A 19,702-nucleotide genomic window follows, 5' to 3' on the forward strand; every position below is an offset into this window, starting at 1 on the left:
CGAGCGGCAGTCGACTTCGAGGAGGAAGCGTGAGCGCAGCGGATAAAGCACGTAACAAGGTGGACAACCTCGCCGGTAAGGCGAAGGAAGCGGTCGGCAACATGACCGGCGACGCGCGCACCCGCGACGAGGGCCGCAGCGATCAAGCGAAATCCAACTTCAAGGATGCCGGCGAGAAGATCAAGGACGCCTTCAAGAAGTAGCTTTCTGGCTCAGTCGTAGATGATGGCAAGACCCCGGCGCCGGAGGTCTTCCAAGCCGTCGAGCATGGCTTGAAGCTGCTCGGGTGGATGCCCGACCCAGTCGGTGATCTCGCCGACGATTCTCACCGGCTCGCGGGTCCGGTAGGAGCGCGTCGGATTGCCGGGCAGCTTCTTGTCCGTGACGTTTGGATCGTCCTCCACGGCGCCAAGGGGTTCGACGATGTAGATGCGGCCGCGTCCCTCACCGGTCGCCAGCTCGGCGCCCCAGGTGGCGGCGTCCAAGGTCTGCGTTATGTAGACGTGGTTGGAGATGCGCCCATCTTCGAAGTTCGACCTGCGCCCCGGCACCAGCAGATCGCCCACGGCGAGGTCCGCTTTGGTGCCGTGGAGGTAAGCGCCAGACTCGTGGACTTCGAATGGCTTTGGCGGTTTCGACACACTGCTCCTTCATCCGTTGCGGCGATGGCCGGACGATTGTGCAGCACGTCAGGGGTCTTGCCGCAAGCCCCACCCCCTGTCGTAAAGTGAGAGTGGGAAGACATTCGCAGGGTCGTTACTACTGCCGCCTGTTCCCGAAAATCCTTTTCGCAGAGTCGGCGTCTTCGATGAGGTGCTCTGGATCGTCAGGTGGTGAGCTTCGTGGGTCGGGGTAGATCTCGTGACGGTAGGGACGTTCGGAATTCAGTTCCCAGGGAAACGGCATACGTTCTCCATCGGCGTGGGCAATAGCGCAAGACGCTACGCAACATCGGCCGGAGCCGGGTAACTGTCCGGTACGGGTTGTATTGCGAATGAGGAACTTGAATTCTTTTCGGGGGGAACTTATTCGGGCTTTTCGAAGTGCTGGTAGTCCTTCGGGTTCTGCCAATCGCCGCCCCACGTCCAGCCGCGGTCGGTGAAGACCCGGACCGCGGGATCGTCGGCGTGCAGTAGGCCCGGGTCGATGCGGGTGCGATCGAGATACGGTGCGGCGTTGGCGGGCTGGAGGTCACCAGCGTTGTCGATGTAGGGGTTGATGAGGGGATTGATGTCGATGGCCCGGCCGTAGGCGTGGTGGGACCAGTTGCCGGACCCGGGGATGTCGCGGCAGTTGAACGCTGAGGTGTTGTTGTCGCGCATGGACAGTTCGTCCTCGGCGCCCGGGTAATCGTCGGGCGTGCGCATCTTTTCGATCGGATAGCGCGCTTCACGGAGCTCTTCGAAGATCTCGATGACCTCGGGTACGAGGTCTTCGTGCACGACCAACTCTCCGCGATGCGTCTGCAAATCCATTCCGAGATGGTCGATTTCGATGCGCCGCAGTCGCTCCGGGCCGAGAGGACAACCGGGACGCCAGCTTTCACCGAGGTCGGCCGCGGTGACCGGCAGAACTTTCGGAGGTGGCGGCGGCGTGGTCGTTGGTGGGGAAGGGGCCGCGGCAGTGGTGGTCTGCGTCGTGGTCGTAGTCGGCGGCGGCGTGGACTCGGCAGGCGGCGGCGAGGAGGCGCACTGCACGAGCACCGCAGTGGCCGCGAAGATGACCACCGGCTTGGCGACCGCCCGACCGAATGTGCCCACGACCGGATCGTACTGTGTCCCCGCAGTGGCACTTCGCAGATCGCGACGCTGGTTCAGGCCGCGATCCGAGCAGCGCCGGTGCTATGCCGCCGGCTTGGGCGGAAACGCCGCATTCTCCTCGAGGGCGCCGCGGTAGGCGTGAACGCGTCCGGGGATCGTGCTGAGCACCGCGACGGTGCGCCCGCCACGCCCGTACGCCGCGACGAACTCCCACTGGTCGACGTCGCCCTCGACAATCTCGACCGAGTCGTGATCGGTTGGCAGACCCAGCATCTGAAGTTTCACGTCGTACTGATCTGACCAGAAGTAAGGGATCTCGTCGAAGCGCTCGGCGTGCTGCGGACCGGTCAACAGCGTCTGCGCCGCCGCCTCGCCCTGGCGGTTGGCGACGTCCCAGTGTTCGATCCGCAGATGGCGTTCGTAACGCGGATGCCACCAGCGTGCTACATCGCCGGCGGCCACGACGCCGCGAACGCCCTCGGCGGTGCCCGTGGCGTCGCAGAGCACGCCGTCGTCGATGCGCACTCCCGAAAACTCGAGCCAGTCGGTTGCGGGTGTGACACCCAGGCCGATGACGACGAGGTCGGCCTTGACCCGGGAACCGTCGGTCAACCGAAGTGCCTTCACCTTGCGCTTGCCCACGAATTTCTCGACACCGACTCCGAGCCGAAGGTCGACACCGTGCCCCCGGTGCAGCTCGGCCCAGTGCGGCGCCAGCTCTGCGCCCAGTGCCGACAGCAACGGGTTCGAACCCCGTTGGATCAGTGTCACATTCAACCCGAGCGCCCGGCAGGTAGCGGCCACCTCGACCCCGATGAAGCCGCCGCCGACCACCGCGACACGGGGGCGCGAGGCGAGCCGTTCCCGGATGGCGAGGCAGTCGTCGACCGTGCGCAGCATCATGACGCCGTCGGGCACCGGACCACCCGGCCACTGGCGGGGAACGGCGCCGCTGGCGATCACCAGTCCGTCGTACCCCAGCGACAGCTCTCGATCCTCGTCTCGAACGCGGACGATGCACGATTTGTCGTCCAGCCCCACCGCCGAGGCGCCGCGTAGCACCCGGGCGTCGATGTCGAACTGCGGCGCCATGTCGATGCCTGCCCGATGGATCTCTCCGGACAACAGTTTCTTCGACAGCGGTGGCCGGTGGTAAGGGGGTTGCCGCTCGTCGCCGACGATCGTCAGCGCACCGTCAAAGCCTTTCCGCCGCAATGTCTCCGCCGCTCGCACGCCTGCGACCCCGGCGCCGATGACAACAACGTCTCGCAGTCCCGTCGCCATGGTCAGTCCTTCACCAGGATCGCCCGGGTGGGACAGGAGACCTCGGCACCCTTCAACTGTTGGCGGAGCTCCTCGCCCGGCGCTTCCTGAACCACGTGTAAGCCGTCCTCACGCAGGTCGAACACTTCATGGCAGATGCTCATGCAGACGCCGTTGCCGTCACAGGTGTCGAAATCGACCATGACCTTCATCGCACTCCGGCCCCTTCCATCTCTGTCGCCGTGGTGTTCTGCCGACTCGGTGACCCCGCACGTTCGCGTGCGGCCCGCGCTGCCGGCGAGTGCTCCAGGTAGTCGATGGCCATCTGGGTGTTGGCCTCGTGGCTCGGGTGGTGGCTGGGACGCATGTAACGCAGCGGCACCGTCACAAGGAAGTTCCACGGACCCGGCAGCTTGTACTCGCGCGCTGCGCGCAGCCAGTCCCGGAATCGCCACTTCTGGTCGATGGTCGGATCGTTGGCCATCAAGTAGCGCGCCCCGGCGATCCACCAGCCGACGAACAGCGGCGCGGTCATCAGCATCGAGAACGCGCGGATGAAGTAGTTGCCGCAGACGTGCTGGTACACGTCGAAGACCAGCGAGCGGTGCTCGACCTCTTCGGCGCCGTGCCAGCGGAGCAGATCGAGCATGACGGGATCGGTGCGGGCGTAGTCGAGCCCGCGGTTCTGCAGCACCCACTGGCCGAGCACCGCGGTGAAGTGCTCCAGCGCGGCCACATCGGCGAGCCGACGGTAGAGCCACCACCGTTTCAGCGGCGGCGGGAAGAACTTCGGCGGGTCACCCAGTGTCATCGACAAGGACCTGCCGAGGCGGTCGGTGTAGGGCTTGGTGTCGATGCCCTGCTCGGCCAGGTGGTCCAACACCACCTGGTGTGCCCAGGCGTGCCAGGACTCCTGCTGGATGAACGGTTTGATCGACGCCTCGAGTTCGGGATCGTCGACCAGAGATGACGCCTCCAGCACGGCTTTGATGAAGTGCCGTTCACCCTCGGGCAGGAGCAGATGCAGGACGTTCATCATGTGCGTGGAGAACGGATCGCCGGGGACCCAGTGGATCGGCGTCTCCGACCAGTCGAAGCGAACCATCCTGCGGTACTTCGGGTATCCGTCGTGGTGCTGTGCGACTTCGGGCATGGGCTACCTCTTCCGCCAACCGACGGGTGTGCCATCGGTTCCTTCCTGGTTGAAGGCCCGGTCGAACACCGGTAGCGACGCGCGGTGGGCGACCGTCCGTCAGGTCGCGTACCCGATAGAGGCGTCCCGTACTCGCATAAGCGGCGGAGGTTCGCTGTGAATTGACTGTGTGCCGCGCCGACACGCTTTGGGCTACTCGTTGTAGTCCGTGCTGCCCTCGACCGGGCGGGTCGTGCTGATCAGCTTCGCGAAGCAGTGATCGCGGTCGAAGCCTCCGCTCCTGCACCAAGCCAAGGCGCCCTCGGCGGTCGGGAACGTAGGCCCGGCGACCGTCACCCAGAAGTTCGAATCCGAAAAGGTCGACCAGTCCCCTGCCCACAAAAGACGAGCGCCCGGGTAGGCCTGTCGGAGTTGCTGGTGCTCGGCCAGTATCGCCGCGTGGGTCCACGTGCGTCCTTCGGCGAACAATCCGAGCCGCTTGGAACTCAACTGCGGAACCCACGTATCGGCGAGGGTTGCCAGGACCATCGGCTTGTCGCTCGCCGCGATCGCGCGCAGTTGGTTGCCGCTCGCGGTCTCGACATCAGGCTGTGCGGTGGGGTACGTCGGGGCCGGTCGGGACGCGGGTCGGCTGGTGCTGTCGATGATGTTGGCCGTCAACGACGGCACAGTCGTCGATCCGCCGATCTGTGTCTCGTAGGTCCTCGAGCCCTGCACCTCGACGTACATCGTCACCCTGTCCTTCTCGACGAATTTGGCGACCATATCCGCGTCGCGAGCGGTGATGATGGTGTTCTGGTCGTAGTCGTAGACATCCATCACCGGGGCGGGTCCGGTGTCCGCGCGGAACGACGTCGCACCCGTCGCGGAGTCGAACTGCGTTATCACGCCGTACACCACAACCTTTCGGCCCGCCCACGCGTCCGGATCCTTGGCCATGAGGGCGAACTCCCGCGCGGTCAGCGAGTCGTAGGTCGAGCGGTCCAAACGCGTGGAGTCTGCCGGCGGTCGGCTGGAACGGCCGACTGGTTCGCGCGGCACCGTGGGCGCCGGGACGTTCGGAGCGCTGGCAACGACGGTTGGCGTCGGGCTTGGTGGGGCCTTGTCGTCGGGACCGGATTCTGTCAGCTGGAGGCCGAGCAGGACGCCGACCGCCAGGACGAGCACCGCGACGCCCCCGGAGAGCGAGGCGGTGACGGCGGGATTTCGCCTGTTGCGCTTCGGATCTGAATCGTCGTAACCATCGGGCCACGGGACGGTCGGCTGCTGGTGGTCGTAGTACGAGTGCGAGTAGACCATGGTGATTCCTTCGGTGGATGCTCGGCTAGCAGAGGTACGTGTTGGCGGCGATGACCACTGCTTGGGCTTGCGTGTAGGTGACGTTGTTGTGCCAGGCGACGTTGTCGACGGTGGTGTTGAGCGGGACCCACATCGACTTGTCCGCGCATATGGCGTAACCCACGCGCAGCAGCGTGACGTAGTTGCCGTCGGTGGGTGTGACGCCGAGCCGAGACATGGCGGTCAGGTAGCTCAACTCGTCGGCGGACGCAGGCGCGGCGGATCCGATGGTGGTGCCGACGCTCAGGGTCAGTGCCAGCGTGAGGCCGGTAAGTAGTTTCTTCATGGCGTACTTCTTGGTCATGCGGATGTGTGCGGCGATGCGACGACCCCAAAGGTTGCTGCGCCCGGCAGCGCTGGCGCCTCTTGTGGGTGCTTCATCATCTGGCTGTTCGTTGGTACTTGACTGCGAAGAGGCCGACAAACAGCTTTTTCGGGGTTTCTCTGATGAAAACGGTACGGAGATACCCCGCCGGGGGAATCAGGGATTTCCCTATGAATAGTTTGCTGGAACGACGGCCGGACCTCGTTCGTCACACGCGTAACGCGAAGATCGAATATTTGGGTGCTGGGACTGCATACGGTCACCGCAGTGGACCGTGCCTCAGCGCGAGATGGGGCGACTGTCGCGTGAAAATGTCCGTCGTCCGCGCGGCGGTGGCATGCTCGGAGAATGGCGGCGAGCCCCGAAACCGTCTACGCCCGGGACCGCGACGTTCACCTCGCCTATCAGGTGGTCGGTGACGGTGGGCCGGATCTTCTGTGGGTGCCCACCGCCACGTTCCCGATAGATCTGCTGTGGGACGAGCCGACCGTCGCCGGTCACTTCCGCAGGCTGTCGTCGTTCAGCCGGCTGATCTTGACCGACCTACTCGGAGTCGGCAGCTCGGATTCCGTGCCGATTTGCGATAGGCCCGCGATGCAGTCATGGGTCGACGGTCTGCTCGCGGTGCTGGATACCGTTGGCTCCGAGCAGGTTTCCATCTTTGCGATGGCAGAGTCGGCGCTGCCGGTCATGCTGCTCGCGGCGAGCCATCCGCACCGCGTGCGCTCGCTGGTGCTGTGGAGTCCGTTCGCGTATTACGCCCGCACGCCCGACCAGCCGTTCGGGATGCCCGAGCCGACCCTGACCGACTACGTCCGGTGGTGCGAGGAGAGCGTGGGACGCGGGTCGTCGGTCCACCTGATTCCGAGCTGGGCGTCGGATCCGGCGAAACGGCGGTGGATGGCGCGTGGTGAGCGTCTGGTGGGCGGTCCGGGTTACTTCGCGGACATCTTCGATCTGTTCGTGCGCACCGACGTTCGGCCGGTGTTGGAAAGCATTCAGGCGCCCACGCTCGTGATGCACCGCTGCGGCGACCGTCACGTGCGGGATGGGCATGGGCAATACGTCGCCGAGCGAATACCGCACGCCCGAGTGGTGGAGTTCGACGGTGACGATCACGTGTGGTTCGCGGGAAACGCGGACGTGGTCGTCGACGAGATCGAGTCGTTTCTCACCGGCGGTCGCGGCACGGTGCCGAGCAACCGCGTGCTGTCGACGGTGTTGTTCACCGACATCGTAGGGTCGACCGAACGCGCGGCTCAGCTGGGCGACGAGGCGTGGTCAACGGCGCTCGCCGCGCACGACCGGGTCGTCGAGCGGCACGTGGCCGGTGCCCGAGGCTCGGTCGTGAAGTTCACCGGCGACGGCGCGTTGGCGACGTTCGACGGTCCGGCCCGGGCGATCCACTGTTCGTGCGCGATCCGTGATGCGCTGGACGATCTCGGGCTGACGATCCGTGCCGGCCTGCATACCGGTGAGGTGGAGATGGCCGACGGCGACGTGCACGGCATCGCGGTGCACATCGCCGCGCGGATCGTGGGGCTCGCGGGGCCCGGTGAGGTGCTGGTGTCGGGGGCGATCCCGCCGTTGGTGCTCGGGTCGAGGATCGTGTTCGACGAGCGGGGCAGCCACGAACTGAAGGGTGTGCCCGACAGGTGGCCGGTCTTGGCGGTGCGCGACGCCTGAGGGTCAGCGAAGGCCGGATTCGATGTCGGCGACGGCTTTCGATGCCTCGGGCCCACAGATGGTGCGAAGGTCGACGGTTCCGGCGGCCAGGAGTCCGTCGACGCGGTTCTTGAGGTCATCGTCGAGGACGTGGGCGTAGAGGTTCGCACCCGGACACGAGGTGTCGTGGCTGGCGTCGCGGTGCCCGGCGAGGGTGTCGGTCGGGATGTCGAAACGCTGTGCAGCCCAGGCGAATGCGAGCGCTGCGCCGTTGAGCTGTTCCTCGGTGATCGGCTCTTTGTCGAAGTCGCCCTCGCAGACGACGAGGAAGTGGCCGGTGGGGTCGTAGTCGGTCGCGGTGTCGCCGACGAGTTCAGGTCGGCGCAGTTCGTAGATGTTGCCGTTGCGGTCGACGCTGAGGTGGTAGGCGATGTCGATCCAGCCCTGGGTGTCTTGGTGGTAGTGCTGATGCTGGCGTAGGCGCGCCGGCGCGTTGGCGTTGTCGCCGAGGGGCACCGCCGTGTGGTGGATCGTCATGCGGACGGGCGTGTGTGGCGTGCCGCCGGGGCGGGGTGGTTTGGCACCCCACGCGTTGCGGCACAGGACGGACGGCGTTGGTGGAGCCGCCCTCGCGAACGCCTGCGGAGCGATCGAGGTTGCGGCTGCGAGACCGGCCAGTTGAAGAACCCGTCGGCGGCTGAGGTCGTCGGTGCGCACGGTCAGCTCATCAGCGATATTGCAGCGGTGATGAGGACGGCGACGCCGAGCGCCGTCATCACCAAAGACGAAGGGGCGCTGCGACGTAGCACCGAGTTCATCGGGTTCTTGGGATCGACCCAGACGTCGACGGGTTGGCCCGGGGCATATCGAGAGGCTTGTGCGGAAGCGATGCCGCCGAGGCCCATGCCGAAGCCGAGGGGTGTGCCGAATGCGGCGCGCTGGCCGACGAAGGTTTGGCCGTTGAGCTGGTATTGGTAGGCGACGACGGAGCGCTGCACGTTGGCGCCCATGCGCCCGGCGCCGGCCTGGGTCTGGTAGCCGGCGACGCCGGAGCCGAGCATGACGCCAGAGACCTGTTGCCAGCCGAGGGCACCGATCAGTTGCAAGACTCCGGGCAGCCCGCGGAACAGCAGGAAGATCCCGATGATCAACAGGCCGATCTCGGTGACGTAGTTGGCCACCGCCGGAGCTTAACGCGGTGATCAGCGGCGGGCTGCGGGTTCTTCCGGCCCGGTGGTGTGCTGCGGCGACGCCAGCGCCCCTAGATCGTCCGTCGTCCGACGAAATCAGTGAATTGATCAAGATCGATGAATGCTCCGGCGAGTGCGTCACCGATCGTCGTTTCACCGATCCGGTCCCAGACCGACAGCCGACAGAGCTGGGGCGTTCGAGACTGCCGCGTCGCGATTTCTTTCACCGCATCGTAGAGCGCGCGTTGTTTCCATCGAGGTGCGCCGGGCCCGTCCAGGACACCAGGTGGGCTCGGCGGCCCGAACATCGACTCGCAGGATGGAGTTGTCCACCGCTTGCCCCACCTGCCGGCGCCGAGGCATTCATCCTCGAAGTCTGCGCAGAGCTGGAGATAGGTGTCTCGCCACGGAAGGGTTGACGCCCAGTTCGTTTGCAGCGTGTGAGCGCGGTACCGGTTGAAGTGCAGCTCCTCGTCGAGTTCGATCACCAGCCCATCCGAGAACGCGAGGTCCCACGCCCCGGGCCGCAAGCGCGGCATCGGCATCTGTCCGCGGAGCGAGTTGAACAATTCCACCGCCCGCTCGCGAGCTTCGGAGCCGAGGGCCTCGACCCGAGGGGCGGGTGGAGCGCTGGGTGCGACAACGAAACCGGCGCGGATCATGAGATTCTGCAGCGCTTGTGCCCGAGCACCTGTGCGGACCACGGGGATCAGTGTGGCATTGGCGCGACGGGCCGTAAGGAACACGACGGGGAATGGTGGACCACGTGGGCGCGATCGCGCGCCGGGGGGCCATCCCCGGCCTGCGTCACATTTGCCTATGGTTCATGACGTAGGGCACGAGCTAACTGAGATATAGTTTGCTGACAGCTCCTCATAGTTTCCCATTTAACCCCTGTGAACTGGTCTTTTCCGGTCAGGCGTGCGCGAAAAATCTTGATGCTGGTTGACCTGCGGGCGATTGGTCAACGCATAGGGGTGGTGGGTATCGTCCGCCGGCGATGGGAAGACACTCACTTGCCAAGATGCGGCGGTCTTCGCGCTTGGCGGTAGTGGCGGGCGTAATTTCGGCGGTCGCTTTGTTTGGTGTCGGCGCAGATAGCTATCCGCATGTCGTTGACTCATCGTGTTGCGGTGCCGCCGCGGCGCCAGAACCACCGTCTCCGCCGGTGAACCTGATGGCCGCGCAACCACCCGCCCCGATTCCCCCGCCCACGTTGCCGCACGGCAAGGCGCCGGAAAACGGGCTGCAGGTGGACACCATTTTGGTGGCCCGTGCCGTCAGTGCGACGTTTCCCGAGATCCTCACCATCGGCGGCGTCCGCTCCGATTCCTTGAAATGGCATCCGCATGGGTTGGCGATCGATGTGATGATCCCGGACGCCCGTTCGGCGGCGGGGAGGGAACTCGGGGACAAGGCCCTCGCCTACGTCCTGGCGAATGCGGAACGCTTCGGACTCGAGCACGCCATCTGGCGGCAGACCATCTACCGTCCCAACGGCTCGAAGAATGTCATGTCGGACCGCGGCTCGGACACCGCCAACCATTACGACCACGTGCACATCGCCACGGCGGGCGGCGGATTTCCGCAAGAGGGTCAGGTCTACCTCCGCTGATCCTGACCGCTGAGGTCGTCGAGCACCTGGTAGCCGGCGTTGTATCCGGGGATGAAGGTGATGCCGGGCCCGCCGTGGCAGCCGGCGCCGCCGAGGTATAGGCCGTCGATGCCGATAGGCAGATCGCGAAAACCTCTCGGGCCGGGCCGGTTCGGGCCCATGAGGTCGGGGTGCAGCAGGCCGTGGCAGAAGTCGCCGGCGGGAGCGCCGAACATGGTGTTCATGTGGTACGGCGCGAAGGTGATGTGGCGGATCTGGATGTCTTTGAAGTTCGGCGCGTACCGGGTGATCTTGTCGATGACGCGTTGGGCCATCTCGTTTTTCAGCTGGCCGTGTTTTTCGCGGGGCGTCTCGACGGGGAACGCGTAGGCGTAGGCGCTGGCGGCATGCTTTCCGGGCGGCGCCATGTTGGGGTCGTGCACAGACGGAATCTGGATGCCGAGCGACGGGTTGTCGGGAACGATGCCGCGGCAGGTGTTCTCCCATTGGCGCTGTTGTTCTTCGGGTGAGCCGAAGATGCCGACCGAGGGTTGCATGCCGGGTTCGTTGAGCAGGTCGTCGTACGGCGGGGCGAACTCGGGCAAGCCGTCGAGGGCGAAGTGCATCTGGACGAAGGAGGCGCGGTGGTCGCGACCTTGGAGCCGTTCGAGTAGTTGGGTCGAGAGATACTCGGGCTCAACGAGTTCGGTGAGGGTGGCGTCGGGGGAGAGGTTGGAGACGACGACCGGGGCGGTGATGGTGTGGCCGTTCTTGCAGCGGACGCCGGTGACCTTGCCGTTGTCGACGAGGATCTGCTCGACCTTGGTGCGGTAGCGGATCTCGCCGCCGCGGCTTTCGAACATCTCGCGCAAGTGCTCGGTCAGCGCGCCGATGCCGCCTTCGAGTTTGGTCATCATCGCGGTGCCTTCGTCGGGGACGGCGAGGGCGAAGGCTAGACAGGTTGCGCTGCCGGGGGTGTAGGGCCCGCGGTAGGTGGAGTTGATGGCGAGGAAGGCGAGCATGCCGCGCATGACGGCGTGGCGCTTGCGGTCGGGTAGGTAGCGGTCGATGACGTCCATCGCGGAGCCGAACAGGGTCTCGTGGATGGCGCGGCGTTCGGATTCGTTTGTGGCGCAGGCGTACATCTCGTCGATGGTCTTGGGTGGTTTGCGGACGTCGAAGCGGCCGAGCGCGCGGGCGGGCCCCTGGCTCCAGGCGATGAGTTCGGCCATGCCGGTGACGGCGTCGGTGCCGTGCTTGTCGGCGAGGTGGGTCATCAGTTGCATGGGGTCGCGGTAGAAGACCATGGCTTCTTCGCCGGCCTCGCCGATGTTGACCGACATGACGTCGGCGTCGACGGTGGGCAGGGTGTCGAGGCCGAGGTCCTTGGTGATCTCGCTGGGGGTGGGGAACTGCACGGACCCGGCGATCTCGTAGAGAAAGCCGTCGATGAGTTCGACGGTGGCGGCCATGCCGCCGGCATAGGTGTTGGCCTCGAGGCACAGGGTGCGCAGGCCGGCGCGTTGGAGGAGCGCGGCGGCGGTCAGGCCGTTATGGCCGGCGCCGACGACGATCGCGTCATAGTTATTCATGCGCGCAGCGTATGTCAGTACTGACATAATTGTGGCGGTACTGACAGAATCTTGCGATACGATCGCGGGACTATGGCCATGCCCGTGAACCTGCATCAGCAGCGCAGTCAGGCGACGAAAGAGGCGCTGCGGCGGGTGGGGTTGGCGCGGTTCGCGAAGGACGGGTTCGCGAATGTGACGGTGTCACAGCTGGCCGAGGAGGCGGGCGTCACGGAGCGAACGTTCTTCCGGCATTTCCCGACGAAGGAAGCAGTGCTATTCGCGGACTACGAGACGCACCTGGAGTGGCTGGCGGAGGCGCTGGCGCGGCGGCCGGCGTCGGAGTCGCTGTTCGATGCGGTGATGGCGAGCGTGGGGAGCTTCCCGCACGATCTGGAGGTGGTGCGCCAGGCGGCGCTGCTGCGGGCGAGCCTCATCGGTGAGCGGGCGGCTGGGCACCTCCGAGTGGTGCAGGCGTCGTTCGCGGCGGTGATCACCGACTTCGTGCGGACGCGTCATCTCGATCTGCCGGGCATCGAGTTGAAGGCAGAGGTGGCGGGGGCGGTGCTGGCGGCGGCGCTGGTTGTGGCCGTGGAGAACTGGGGGCGGGACGGTTGCGTTGGCGATCTCGGGCAGATTGTTGCCGAGAGCGTGGAGTTGGTGCGGTCGGGGCTCGCGCCGATGCAATGACGATCAAGCTCCCTCATCGGTCGAGAGCTCCGATCGCTCTAGTCCTCTGCACCGTCGGCTTCGAGAAGTAGTGCGAATGAAAGCTGGAGACCACTGCTAGCGAAGAGGCGGCTGACGCAGACACGAAGACTGACGCGCGATCGTAGCCGCGGTGACTCGGAGCCCATGACCTCTCAAGCTGGATGCTCCGAATTGACGATGCAGTTCGACTCCGAAAGCGTCCAGACCGCCCTGGCCGTTCTTACTCTCGCCGGCTGGCTCGTCGACGGCCGCCCGGCAATCCTCCTTCGCCACGGAATCGGCGAGGCCTCAGCAAACTACCGCGACGACGGTTCGTGTTCTGGATAGCACCTCCGCTGAAATCCATGAGACATCGCCATCCATCCTCATGGCGAGGCAACTCACGCTCGAGCGATGAGACTTAGCGGAGAACGGAACGCCGATAGCCACGGAGGTTAGCTATGGGTATGCTCCCTAGCCCGCAGAAGAGTTACTTAGCTTTCGGTTAGCGCAAGATACCGAGATCGATAGCTTTGCAAAACAGTTCGCTTGGCGAATTGGCGCTAGCGGCGAAGACATCGCCAATGACTGACTCTAGTCCCTGGATTTGATGGTTCCGGCGTGGTTTCATGGCGGCCAAGGGGGGTTTGTCGGTGCCGCAGTCTATCTTCGATCGGCTGTGCTGAGACTGCCACGTGGCAACGTCGGCAACGTCAAGGGGAGGAGTCTGTCGTGGACGATCGGGGCCACCACGCGGCTGTCGGCGAGGTCATCAACTTCCTTATTGGTGGGCTGAAACCGTTCGTCGAGAGGGTGATGTCAGCGGCGCTCCCGCCAGGCATCGAATGGACCGAACTGCTTCGGCGGAAGGACGCCGTCGGAGGTCGGAGGGCCGGGGGCGAGTACCGAAGCGGCGACCTCTCGCTGATGTTGCGTGTCATGACCGAGCGGCTCGGCGATATCGGTTACCCCTTCAGTCACCACATGTCGCGACAGGCTCAGAACTATGCGAGCGAATTGCGTGACGTCCGGAATCGGTGGGCCCACAACGAGCCCTTCTCGGCGGCGGAGGCTTATCGCGCAATCGATACAGCCGAACTGTTCCTCCGCGCTATCGGTGCACAGTCTGAAGCGGCGCACGTGGCGCAGCTCAAATCTCGCGTGACTTCGAGACCGGGCGGTAAGCATTCTGCTGAGCCGGAACCGACCGATACCCCAGCCGTCGAAGAGGTCCGTTTGGCTCCGCCGCCGAAGCCGGCACCGTCGCCATCGCCGCAGACCGCGCCGACTGCTCCGCACATCGAGATACACGCAGTCACCGACCTGAGCTATCCGATGGCGCATTGCCGTATCCCGGTGATCGATCACATCACCGTGGAGTCCAAGGGGCCGGATCTTCGCGGCGCTGTCGTTCAAGTCGACGTGATCAGCGCGCAGGGCTCACACGGTGGGCCACAGGAAGTGTTTCTCGACTTGGCAGCGAACAAGCCGACGATCCTGCGCGACGTCGACTTGAAGCTGGATCCGGCGGCGATGCTGCAAGTCAGCGACCAGTGCCCAGGTTCACTTCGGGTGGTGCTGCGCAACGCGGCAGGCGACGTGCTGGCCGAGGCGTGCAAGGACGTCAACATACTTGCGTCGAACCAATGGAAGGCAACGCCGCTTCAGCTGGCGTTGGAGATGTTGGCTGCGCACGTCCAGCCCAACTCCGTCGCGGTCAACGCGCTGATGAGGGACGTCTCCGATCGCCTTCAAGCGCTGACGGGCAACTCGGCGATTGACGGCTACCAAAGTGAGAGCCCGGAACGCGTCGACGCGATCGCTCAGGCAGTCTTCGAGGCGATGCGTGGCCGAGATATCCGCTACGCCGAACCACCCGCCAGCTGGGGCGACGACGGCCAGAAGGTCCGCACGCCGGCCGACGTTCTGGAAGGACGGCTCGGCACCTGTCTGGACACGACGCTGACAATGGCCGCGGCGCTTGAGCAAGCCGGTATCAATTCGACGATCTGGGTTCTGAAAGGGCACGCGTTTCTCGGCTACTGGCGTCACGACGCGGCGCTGAGCGCGGTGTCGTCGACGGAAGTCGTCGACGTCGTCAACCAGGTGGACCTCGGGAACATTCGTCTGGTCGAGACCACGATGGTCACACAGTCCGCCGATGTGACGTTCGCCGATGCCACTAGCGCGCCACGCGTTCGTTATCTCGCAAACGACCTCTCTGAGATTCTTGGCGTCACCGACGTTCGGCAAGCCAGGCTGGCGCGGATTTATCCGCTGCCGAGCCGAGCGACCGACGCGAGCGGCGATGTTGTTGTCACTCACTATGAACCGGGCGCCGGGCCCACGATCGAGCCGTACATGGCCCCACAGGGCACGGAGCGATCCGGCGCCGGTGAAGTCGTGCCCGCTCGTGTACGGCAATGGAAAAATGCCCTGCTCGACCTGAGTCTGCGCAATAAGCTCATCAACTACACCGAGCGCGCCGGCTACCGCATCGAGGTGCCGGGTCCCGCGCTTGGCAGATTCGAGGACGACGTCAACGCGGGAGCCACCATCCATCTGCTGGCGTCGGACGCGGTCAAATCGGTCGACCGCGCAAGGGGCATCCGGTACGGCCGCGACTTGCCCGAGCGTGATCGTGAGCTTCTCCTCGCTGACAAGCGAAGCGTCCACATCGACATCACGGAAGCGGCGTACCAGAGCAAGCTGAGGTACTTGGCCTATAAGGCCAAGACCATCGTGCAGGAGACTGGCTCCAACAACCTCTACCTGTCGTTCGGAATGCTCAGTTGGCGCTTCAGCGATCGCGATCTGCGATCGCCGTTAATCCTAGTGCCGGTGACACTGTCGACGGCCAACCGCGGACAGCGCTACGTTCTCACCATCGACGAGGCGGGCGTTTCCACGCCTAACTACTGTCTCGTCGAAAAACTCAGAGTCGCGTTCGGACTGGAGATTCCGGGCCTGGCCAACCCGACGGAAGACGCCTCCGGAATCGATCTTACCCAGGCGTTCAACTCCGTGCGGAAGGCCGTCGCAGACGCAGGACTGAGCTTCCGGGTCGAGGAGACGGTGCACGTGTCCGTCCTACAGTTCGCGAAGTTCCCCCTCTGGAAGGACCTCGACGAGTTATGGAAGGAATTGTCGCGCAATAGCCTAGTCACGCATCTGATCACTTCACCGACTGAGAAGTTCACCGACCCGGTGAGTGAGTCGCCGGAGGTCGACCTCGACGCCCTCGGCGCCTCGGTTCCCGTGCCTGCAGATTCCTCGCAGCTCAACGCTGTCGCTGAGGCAGTGGCGGGCCGTACGTTCGTTCTTGAAGGGCCTCCGGGAACGGGCAAGTCGCAGACCATTACGAATCTGTTGGCTCACGCGATGGAATCGGGCCGCCGCGTTCTGTTCGTCGCGGAAAAACGTGCGGCCCTCGATGTCGTCAAGAAGCGGTTGGAAGCGGTTGGCCTGGGCGACCTTTCGCTAGACCTGCACGACAAATCGGCACGCCCAGTCGCAGTACGCCAGCAGATCAAGCAGGCGCTCGAATTGCGGGTCAGTCATGACTCTGGAGCGTTGCGAACCAACCATCGAGCTGCCGAGTCCAGCCGGGGCAGCCTCGCTCGCTACGCTGATCGGCTGCACGAAGCTAACGCGGCAGGACTGTCGCTGTATACCGCTCGTTCTTCAGAGCTGGCCGCCGATCAGGATGTGGCTCCGCTCGCCGTTCCCGAGCCCCTTGTCGCAAACGGCAAGCCGGAAACACTCGACACGATCAGCGACCTGTTCCGCACCTTGCCCGAGAAGGTCGACCTGGCCCGCCCGCAGGCCGGCCATCCGTGGGGTTTCATCGACGCCGTGAACCCGGGATCACTTGAGCCGTCTGAAATCCACGCGGTTGCCAGAGATTTCGACGATGCTCTCGGCGAGCTACTCAGCCTCGGATTGGAAATAGAACAGGTCGCGCACGCCGACGATCCATTCGAGGTGTTCATATGGGCCGACCTTGCGACGACACCGCGTTACCCACTCTCCGGCCTCGATGAACTCAATAGCGACGCTTGGAAGGCGGAACTGGCCGCCATCAAAGAGCGCGCCAAAGAAATCGCGGCTTCGCCACCGTCGTGGATGACGACAGCGACCGCTGCGGCCGTGGATTTCGATGTTCGGGCGATTCATCAAGCAGCTGTAGATGCCGATAACTCTGGATTCTTCGGTCGGAAGAAAAGGCGCCGTGCGGTCCTTGAACGGTTGACCGACGTCCTATCCGTGGATGAGAAGACGGTCAAACTCAAGTCACTGTCCACGCTCACGGGTGAGATGCTGAAGTCGTTCGAGGCTGTGAGCGAAGTGCGGTCTCGCGTCGCGAAAATTTCATTGGACGTGATGCCGGCTTCCTGGAATCCGCTGGTCGCTGAAGACGCGGAAAAGCTGGCCGACAACTTGGATGTCATCGGATGGCTGGTCTCCACGCTATGCGAGGACCGCGATGACGCGTACGTCGCAGTGCTGCGGGAGTACTACAGCGCCACACCCACTGAGACCCTCGCGGGACCGCTGGACCACTTGGCCAAGACGTGGGCGCGCCTGACAAAGGTGATTGGAGTTGACCGCTCGCAGCAGAAAGCGTGGGCACAGCCAGACGCGTTCCTGGCACGATGGTGGATGACGCGCGAAGCGCGGCGTCTGGAATCGACTGCGACGATTGAGCGTTGGGTTGATTTATTGCGCCACATCGAGCCGCTGCGTCAGGTCGGAATGCATGAAGCTCGTTCCGACATCCTGGCCGGCATGGTGGTCGCCGAGGATGCTGCGTTGGCGTTCGATCGAGGGACAGCCCTCGCATCGATTGCGGAAAGATTGCAGGCGAGCGCGCTCAAGGATTTCGACGTCACAGCGCACAACAAGGCGATCAAGCGATTCGCCGCAAGCACTCGCTCCCTTCGCGGCGAATTGTGTCGCGCCATCCCGGCGAAGCTGCTCGATCAGCGTCCGTTCGACGTTGATGCGGCGGGTGGCCAGATCGGTGGGCTGCGCCGTCAGCTGGACCGCAAGCGCGGCGGTATGGGCGTTCGCGCTCTCATGGAGAACTACGGCGACCTGATCACGCAGATCTTGCCATGCACATTGATGAGCCCCGATTCCGTTGCTCGGTTCTTCCCGGCGAGGCCCGACCTTTTCGATATCGTGGTGTTCGACGAGGCGTCGCAGATTCGCGTTGCCGATGCTGTTGGCGCGATGGGCCGCGCCAAATCTGTTGTGGTGGTGGGTGATAGCAAACAGATGCCGCCAACGAGTTTCGCCGAGGCCAGCGCGACGCTCGACGAGGACGAGGAGTACAACCAGGACGCCGTCCCGGATGAAGAGTCGATCCTGACGGAATGTGTGCAGGCGCGGGTTCCGCGTCAATGGTTGTCGTGGCATTACCGTAGCCAGGACGAGGCGCTCATCACGTTCAGCAACTATCACTATTACGAAGGGCGTCTAGCGTCTTTCCCTGCACCGCTACCCGCATCCACCTCAGGGTTGTCCGGGCACGGAATCTCGATGGTACGGGTCAACGGTCACTTCGAACGTAGCGGGCGGGGCAAGACACTCCGGACGAACCGCGTGGAAGCGGAACGGATCGTCGAGGAGATCAAGCAGCGATTCTGGGACTCGCCGGATAAGGCACCGTCCCTGGGGGTCATCACATTCAACGCACAACAGCGCGATCTGATCGAGAACCTGTTGCGCGACGCGGACGACGATCGAGTAGTGCAGGCGCTTGACGAACCGGATGGTCTGTTCGTCAAGAACCTCGAGAATGTGCAGGGCGACGAGCGCGACACGATCTTGTTCTCGGTCGCCTTCAGCGCCAATGAGAAGGGCGTCGTGCCGCTGAACTTCGGTCCGCTCTCACGGCCCGGAGGGGAGCGACGCCTCAACGTAGCGATAACGCGAGCGCGGCGAGAGGTCGTGCTGTATGCGAGCTTTGACCCGTCCGAGCTACGCGCTGAAGAAACGACCCAGGTAGGCACGAAGCACTTGAAAGCCTATCTGGAGATGGCGGCGCGCGGTGCTAAGAGCGTGACGGACGGCGGTAAGCGCCAGCCGGTCATTGATCGCCATCGCGACGATATCGCCGATGCGCTCCGCGACGCCGGCTTGATGGTCCAGACGGACGTGGGGTTGTCCGACTTCCGGGTTGACCTTGTTATCTCTGCACCCGAGCAACCGGAGCAACCCCTCGTCGCTGTTCTGCTAGACGGCACGGACTGGTACAGGCGGCGGACGGTCGCGGATCGAGACGGCCTGCCGGTCGATGTTCTGGGCAACCTGATGAAATGGCCTGGTGTGGAACGGGTGTGGCTCCCGGAGTGGCTGCACCACCGCGGGGAAACGATAGCTCGACTTCGGAACGCGGCGGAGGAGGCGAAGGAGAGGCTGGCGCGGCGCGAAACTGAGCCGGAGTGCGAGCCAGTTCCTCCGGAGGCGGCGCCACGACCGGTCATTGTCGCGCCCCCAACAAGATCAGTGAAGTTCAGATCTGCGCGTCCGCCCGCGGCCGGATCCAAACGTCATTCGATGATTCGAACTTTCCAGGAATGGCAACCTCGGGTCGAAGCGGACGTTTCAATCTTGAACCAACTGCCGGACTCCTGGGCTACCGCCGAGGTTCGGGCCGTGGTACACGCTGCGATCGATGCTGAGGCGCCGATACACAAGGACAAACTCGCGAGAGTTGTCGCGGCCGCGTTCGGCCTGGGCCGAGTGAGCGAAGAACGCAAGCGAGCTATTCAACGCACCGTTCCCGCCGAATACCGGCGGGAAGCAGAAGTCGACTTCTATTGGCCGCGAGATGTGAACCCTGCGGACTGGCGGGCTGTCCGTTGCCCAGCTGGTGGTGAGAGCCGGCCGCTGGACGAAGTGAGCATCATCGAGATCGGCAACGCAATGCTGGTGGTTGCCGAGCAGACGGGTGGCATCAGAGCTGATGAGTTGAAGCGTGAGGCGCTGACCTTATTCGGTGGCCGTCGAATGACGCAGGCCGTCAGTGCACGACTGGGTCAGGCACTCGATCGCGCACTCGGTGCGGGTCTCTTGGTTAGGTCGAGCTCAGGAGTGATCACGATTGCTCATCATTGAAATTGGCGAAAGGCTCCAACAATCTGCG

At 64.3% G+C, this 19,702-nt stretch carries 16 protein-coding genes; 5 read left to right on the forward strand and 11 right to left on the reverse strand.

All coding sequences use genetic code 11. The features are described 5' to 3' along the window. The first annotated feature begins 29 nt into the window (after positions 1 to 29). Complete coding sequence (locus A5759_RS03845; protein ID WP_064427164.1) at positions 30 to 203, forward strand: CsbD family protein; 174 nt, start codon at positions 30 to 32, stop codon at positions 201 to 203. 9 nt (positions 204 to 212) lie between these two features. Here the strand turns inward: A5759_RS03845 and arr are convergent, their stop codons facing one another. The 7 genes from arr to A5759_RS03880 all read right to left on the reverse strand — a co-directional run bounded on the left by arr (position 213) and on the right by A5759_RS03880 (position 5,800). Then, a complete protein-coding gene (arr, locus tag A5759_RS03850; RefSeq protein WP_068194015.1) occupies positions 213 to 641 on the reverse strand; it encodes an NAD(+)--rifampin ADP-ribosyltransferase in 429 nt (142 codons plus the stop codon). A 384-nt stretch (positions 642 to 1,025) separates the two neighbouring features. Continuing rightward, positions 1,026 to 1,760, reverse strand: coding sequence for a M15 family metallopeptidase (locus tag A5759_RS03855; protein WP_231984534.1), 735 nt, complete (start codon positions 1,758 to 1,760; stop codon positions 1,026 to 1,028). Positions 1,761 to 1,841: 81 nt separating this feature from the next. Further along, the gene (locus A5759_RS03860; protein ID WP_068194022.1) at positions 1,842 to 3,044 is read right to left on the reverse strand and encodes an NAD(P)/FAD-dependent oxidoreductase; all 1,203 of its coding nucleotides are present in this window, start codon (positions 3,042 to 3,044) and stop codon (positions 1,842 to 1,844) included. Between the two features lie 2 nt (positions 3,045 to 3,046). Further along, entirely contained in the window at positions 3,047 to 3,226 is a 180-nt protein-coding gene (locus A5759_RS03865) for a ferredoxin (RefSeq protein WP_369816163.1), read from the reverse strand. Positions 3,227 to 3,231: 5 nt separating this feature from the next. Further along, complete coding sequence (locus A5759_RS03870) at positions 3,232 to 4,176, reverse strand: metal-dependent hydrolase (RefSeq protein ID WP_068194028.1); 945 nt, start codon at positions 4,174 to 4,176, stop codon at positions 3,232 to 3,234. A gap of 192 nt (positions 4,177 to 4,368) precedes the next feature. Beyond that, positions 4,369 to 5,475 (reverse strand): hypothetical protein, encoded by a 1,107-nt coding sequence (locus tag A5759_RS03875; RefSeq protein WP_068194032.1) that lies wholly within the window; start codon positions 5,473 to 5,475, stop codon positions 4,369 to 4,371. Between the two features lie 25 nt (positions 5,476 to 5,500). Continuing rightward, positions 5,501 to 5,800: a DUF732 domain-containing protein gene (locus tag A5759_RS03880; protein WP_197505945.1), complete on the reverse strand. Its 300-nt coding sequence runs from the start codon at positions 5,798 to 5,800 to the stop codon at positions 5,501 to 5,503. A 387-nt stretch (positions 5,801 to 6,187) separates the two neighbouring features. Between A5759_RS03880 and A5759_RS03885 the strand changes: the two genes are divergently transcribed. After that, positions 6,188 to 7,525, forward strand: coding sequence for an adenylate/guanylate cyclase domain-containing protein (locus A5759_RS03885; RefSeq protein ID WP_068194037.1), 1,338 nt, complete (start codon positions 6,188 to 6,190; stop codon positions 7,523 to 7,525). Positions 7,526 to 7,528: 3 nt separating this feature from the next. Here A5759_RS03885 and A5759_RS03890 read toward each other — a convergent pair whose 3' ends face one another. From A5759_RS03890 to A5759_RS03900, 3 genes are all read right to left on the reverse strand, one after another. Then, entirely contained in the window at positions 7,529 to 8,041 is a 513-nt protein-coding gene (locus A5759_RS03890; RefSeq protein ID WP_082961969.1) for a peptidoglycan recognition family protein, read from the reverse strand. A gap of 182 nt (positions 8,042 to 8,223) precedes the next feature. Then, entirely contained in the window at positions 8,224 to 8,685 is a 462-nt protein-coding gene (locus A5759_RS03895; protein WP_068194039.1) for a DUF3592 domain-containing protein, read from the reverse strand. Between the two features lie 80 nt (positions 8,686 to 8,765). Further along, complete coding sequence (locus A5759_RS03900) at positions 8,766 to 9,182, reverse strand: hypothetical protein (RefSeq protein ID WP_231984535.1); 417 nt, start codon at positions 9,180 to 9,182, stop codon at positions 8,766 to 8,768. A 680-nt stretch (positions 9,183 to 9,862) separates the two neighbouring features. On the opposite strand from A5759_RS03900, the gene A5759_RS26055 reads away from it, so the two are divergent. Continuing rightward, a complete protein-coding gene (locus A5759_RS26055; protein WP_369816164.1) occupies positions 9,863 to 10,309 on the forward strand; it encodes a hypothetical protein in 447 nt (148 codons plus the stop codon). Here A5759_RS26055 and A5759_RS03910 read toward each other — a convergent pair. Then, complete coding sequence (locus A5759_RS03910; protein WP_068194042.1) at positions 10,297 to 11,880, reverse strand: NAD(P)/FAD-dependent oxidoreductase; 1,584 nt, start codon at positions 11,878 to 11,880, stop codon at positions 10,297 to 10,299. The two genes, A5759_RS26055 and A5759_RS03910, sit on opposite strands and share 13 nt — an antisense overlap. A gap of 72 nt (positions 11,881 to 11,952) precedes the next feature. Here A5759_RS03910 and A5759_RS03915 point away from each other — a divergent pair, with 72 nt between their 5' ends. Next, positions 11,953 to 12,549, forward strand: a complete 597-nt coding sequence (locus A5759_RS03915; RefSeq protein ID WP_068194045.1) for a TetR/AcrR family transcriptional regulator — start codon at positions 11,953 to 11,955, stop codon at positions 12,547 to 12,549. Positions 12,550 to 13,281: 732 nt separating this feature from the next. Further along, entirely contained in the window at positions 13,282 to 19,674 is a 6,393-nt protein-coding gene (locus tag A5759_RS03920) for a DUF3320 domain-containing protein (RefSeq protein ID WP_068194048.1), read from the forward strand. The last annotated feature ends 28 nt before the right edge of the window (positions 19,675 to 19,702 follow it).

It is taken from the genome of Mycobacterium sp. 852014-52144_SCH5372336 (genome assembly GCF_001665615.1).
Classification (GTDB): domain Bacteria; phylum Actinomycetota; class Actinomycetes; order Mycobacteriales; family Mycobacteriaceae; genus Mycobacterium; species Mycobacterium neumannii_A.

Coding starts and splice junctions, on each gene's coding strand:
- A5759_RS03885 (WP_068194037.1), top strand. CDS start 6,188: ATGGCGGCGAGCCCCGAAACCGTCTACGCCCGGGACCGCGACGTTCAC.
- A5759_RS03870 (WP_068194028.1), bottom strand. CDS start 4,176: ATGCCCGAAGTCGCACAGCACCACGACGGATACCCGAAGTACCGCAGG.
- A5759_RS03880 (WP_197505945.1), bottom strand. CDS start 5,800: ATGAAGAAACTACTTACCGGCCTCACGCTGGCACTGACCCTGAGCGTC.
- A5759_RS03910 (WP_068194042.1), bottom strand. CDS start 11,880: ATGAATAACTATGACGCGATCGTCGTCGGCGCCGGCCATAACGGCCTG.
- A5759_RS03890 (WP_082961969.1), bottom strand. CDS start 8,041: ATGACGATCCACCACACGGCGGTGCCCCTCGGCGACAACGCCAACGCG.
- A5759_RS03875 (WP_068194032.1), bottom strand. CDS start 5,475: ATGGTCTACTCGCACTCGTACTACGACCACCAGCAGCCGACCGTCCCG.
- A5759_RS03865 (WP_369816163.1), bottom strand. CDS start 3,226: ATGGTCGATTTCGACACCTGTGACGGCAACGGCGTCTGCATGAGCATC.
- A5759_RS03915 (WP_068194045.1), top strand. CDS start 11,953: ATGGCCATGCCCGTGAACCTGCATCAGCAGCGCAGTCAGGCGACGAAA.
- A5759_RS03860 (WP_068194022.1), bottom strand. CDS start 3,044: ATGGCGACGGGACTGCGAGACGTTGTTGTCATCGGCGCCGGGGTCGCA.